This window comes from Mesorhizobium sp. M6A.T.Cr.TU.017.01.1.1 (genome assembly GCF_004023115.1).
Classification (GTDB): Bacteria; Pseudomonadota; Alphaproteobacteria; order Rhizobiales; family Rhizobiaceae; genus Mesorhizobium; species Mesorhizobium mediterraneum.
In genome coordinates this window covers 1-3233 of sequence record NZ_RZTA01000228.1, presented here as the reverse complement: position 1 = coordinate 3233, position 3233 = coordinate 1, and the positions used below count along the sequence as shown (strand labels likewise).

Sequence of the window (3233 nt, the reverse complement as noted above, 5' to 3'; positions counted from 1 at the left end):
GATCCACACGCCGATGTGGGTGGTGAGCGACGCCGCCCGCGAGGCAATCGACCTGATCGAGCGCGCGGTGGAAAAACGCCAGGTGCTGACCATCGACTATTCCGACGAGGCCGGCCGCAGCACCGCGCGCGACATCAGGCCGCTAGGCCTATGGTTCTGGGGCAAGGTGTGGACGCTGGTCGCATGGTGCGAGATGCGCGACGATTTCCGCGCTTTCCGTATCGATCGCATCGCTTCGGTGGTCATAGCCGGCCGCGTCTTCAAGCCGGAGCGCGGCAAGCAGCTCGCCGATTTCTATCGTGCGGTTGAGCGCAGCGAGGATTACGGCATGGCACCGGACCGAGCCGCGCGAACTTAGGCGCGGCGCCTTTCCTTCTCCCCTTGTGGGAGAAGGTGGATTGGCGCGCAGCGCCAAGACGGATGAGGGGTGTTGGAAGAAACTCCAACGCCGCGATCCGTCCGGCACCCCTCATCCGACCGAGCTTCGCTCGGCCACCTTCTCCCACAAGGGGAGAAGGACGGGGCGCCGTTCCTCAATCCTCGTCGTCGGTATCCTCGTCCTTCGACTTCAGCGCCGAAAGCTTGGCAAAGACGGCGTTGGCGTCGAGTTCCGCATCCTCGTCCTTTGGCTTCTCCGGCGCCGGCACCAGCCGCTCGGTCAATGCAGCCGGCAGCAGCGTGTCGCCGGCCGGCTGTGCCTGCTCGCGGCCACGCGAGGCGCGGTTGACTTCCATGTCGAGATCGATCTGCGAGGCGAGACCCAGCGTCACCGGATCCATCGGCTGCAGATTGGCCGAGTTCCAGTGCTTTCTGTCGCGGATCTGGTCGATCGTCGACTTGGTGGTGCCGACGAGGCGCGCGATCTGCGCGTCCTTCAGCTCGGGATGGTTGCGCACCAGCCAGAGTATGGCGTTGGGCCGGTCCTGGCGCTTCGACAGTGGCGTGTAGCGCGGACCTTTGCGCTTGGATTCGGGCACCCGCACCTTGGGGTCGGACAGCTTCAGCCGATGGTTCGCATCCTTCTCGGCACGTGCGATCTCGTCGCGGGTCAGCTGGCCGGTCATGATCGGGTCCATGCCCTTGATGCCTTGCGCCGATTCGCCGTCGGCGATCGCCTTGACCTCGAGCGGATGCAGCGAGCAGAACTGCGCGATCTGCTCGAAGGACAGCGCGGTGTTGTCGACCAGCCAGACGGCGGTCGCCTTGGGCATCAGCAGCGTATTGGCCATTTTAAAATATCCTTCTCGTTCGCCCGCGTTCCCGCGCGGGCGGTGGTTTTAGAGCCACCAAAATGGGAAATTCGCGGTCTGTATAACCGCTCTCTCGCCATTTCGCAACGTTTTTGGCGCGTGGCGGCGAGGACGGCGGGAGATATCGAACCTGTCAAGGCAGCCCTTCAGCTTCGGCGCCGTGCATCGGCGTTTCGGCTCCGCAGGTTATGGCTTGGCCGAGCGCCAGAAGAGTAGTCCTGCTCAGGATCAGCACACCATCGGCGAGATGGGATTGAGGGCAGGATCGCCTTATTCAGCGGCGATGCAACTTGCGCGAGAGCTTCCGTGTGCTAGGCTTCATCAGCCAAATGTGCGCAGCAACGGAAGGCCATCATGACTGAGGTCACCATTGAATCAGTCTCCACCGTTGTTGGTCAGATCTACGAGGCCGCCTATGATCAGGAGCGCTGGCCTGATGTGGTCGTGGGGCTGCGCGACCTGTTCAAGGCATCGCGAAGCTGTATCGCGCGGCTCGATCAGCAGGCGTTCAGCGCGGTCGGGACTGTCGATGACCCGGGGCTGTGTTCTCCCGAGGCGGCAGCGGCACACATGCGTGACCCCATCAGCACGGTCGCGGCAGCGCTGCCGGTGGGCAAAATCTATGATCGGACGCGGATAGCTGGAGACGTGGCGGCGTTCCGTCGCCGCGAACTCTGGCAAGACTGGATGAGGCCGCGCGACATGCATCACGGGCTCGCCTCCAATCTTCTGGCTTCCAACGGCTCCTATTGGTTTTTCGATATCCATCGCGGCTCGAAGCAGGGCGCATTCGGTGCCGACGACATCGATCTGCTGCAGAAGATCGTGCCGCATATGCTGCGCGCTGGGGAGATCGGCCGGCAGTTGGAGAACACGTCGGCGCTGGCATCGGCCTTCTCGCATCTGCCCTTCGGCGTGTTTCTGGTGGACGGCTTTCAGCGTGTCGCCCAAATGAACGAGGCCGCCGAGGCAATGCTGGCACGGCCCGACAGCCCTCTGGCACTGAATGGCGGCACGATCGTCGCCTCCAATCTCAGGGATGCGCAGCAGCTTCAGCGGCTGGTCGCGAATGCCTGCTCGCTCCATGGCGGCGCCATGCTCGGGACCGGAGGAACGCTGCTGGTGCCATCGGACCGCGAGCGATTTGACCTGACACGGTTGGTGCTGACGGTTGCCCCATTCGTCGACGCCCGCGCCTATGGCCTGGCGTCGGAGCGTTGCGCGGTGATCATGGTCACGGAGGTCGCCCGGCGCATTCCCGACAGTTTCGAGACCCATATCCGCTACCTGTTCGATCTGACGGCGGCTGAGGCGAAGCTTGCAACAGCCTTGGCATCGGGGCGGTCGCTGAAGGAAACCGCGGCGAATTCGAACATAACCGTGAAGACCTGCCGCACTTATCTGGAACGGATCTTCTCCAAAACCCGCACCCATCAGCAGAGCGAGTTGGTTGCATTGCTCAAGAACACGGAGCCGCTCAGCGGGCGCGGCCCGTAACCCACCAACAAAACGTCCTCATGTCGGCATTTGCCGACTGTTAGAGGGGAAGTGTTTCATCCACATTTCGCTTCGGTAGCGGCGATCTGCCCTTGGGAGAGCTGACGCCGCCGATGTGGGCTGATCGATGTTGGAAACCGGGCACGCTGTCGCGGCGGGGTTGTTTCCGTTCGCCATTTCCTATGCGCTATTGGCAATGCTGCCGGGCGCCAACTTCGCTGTCGTCGCGCAGGCCGGGCTAACCGCTTCGCGCGCCACGGCGCTTTCGGCTGCCGCCGGTATTGCCCTTGGCGCGAGTTCGCTGGCGGCGATCGTCGCAACGGGAGCCAGCGCGCTGCCGCCGGGGGGCATCGCACACCAGATGGCCGCCAGCCTTTACGGCGCAATGCTGGTCTTCATCGGCTGGAATTCGATGCGGCGGGCGCTGTCGATCAAGGCTGGCGCCAACGCGCCGAAGCCGGTTCCAATCGTTCGATACTTCCGGCT

Annotated in this window: 4 protein-coding genes; 3 read left to right on the top strand and 1 reads right to left on the bottom strand. The window is 63.5% G+C overall.

Going from position 1 to position 3233, the window contains the following annotated elements; translation table 11 throughout:
• The coding region (locus EOB36_RS33425) for a WYL domain-containing protein (RefSeq protein ID WP_128286564.1) at nucleotides 1-358 on the top strand (358 nt) is incomplete at its 5' end.
• Nucleotides 359-533: 175 nt separating this feature from the next.
• On the opposite strand, the gene EOB36_RS33420 is transcribed toward EOB36_RS33425, so the two are convergent.
• A complete protein-coding gene (locus tag EOB36_RS33420; protein WP_095487269.1) occupies nucleotides 534-1229 on the bottom strand; it encodes a DUF1013 domain-containing protein in 696 nt (231 codons plus the stop codon).
• Nucleotides 1230-1604: 375 nt separating this feature from the next.
• Between EOB36_RS33420 and EOB36_RS33415 the strand changes: the two genes are divergently transcribed.
• Nucleotides 1605-2747 carry a helix-turn-helix transcriptional regulator gene (locus EOB36_RS33415; RefSeq protein WP_095487271.1) on the top strand — a complete coding sequence of 381 codons (1143 nt, stop codon included), beginning with the start codon at nucleotides 1605-1607 and terminating at the stop codon, nucleotides 2745-2747.
• 127 nt (nucleotides 2748-2874) lie between these two features.
• Nucleotides 2875-3233: LysE family transporter (locus EOB36_RS33410; RefSeq protein WP_164897706.1), on the top strand; the 359-nt coding region annotated here is incomplete at its 3' end.

Coding starts and splice junctions, on each gene's coding strand:
- EOB36_RS33420 (WP_095487269.1), bottom strand. CDS start 1,229: ATGGCCAATACGCTGCTGATGCCCAAGGCGACCGCCGTCTGGCTGGTC.
- EOB36_RS33415 (WP_095487271.1), top strand. CDS start 1,605: ATGACTGAGGTCACCATTGAATCAGTCTCCACCGTTGTTGGTCAGATC.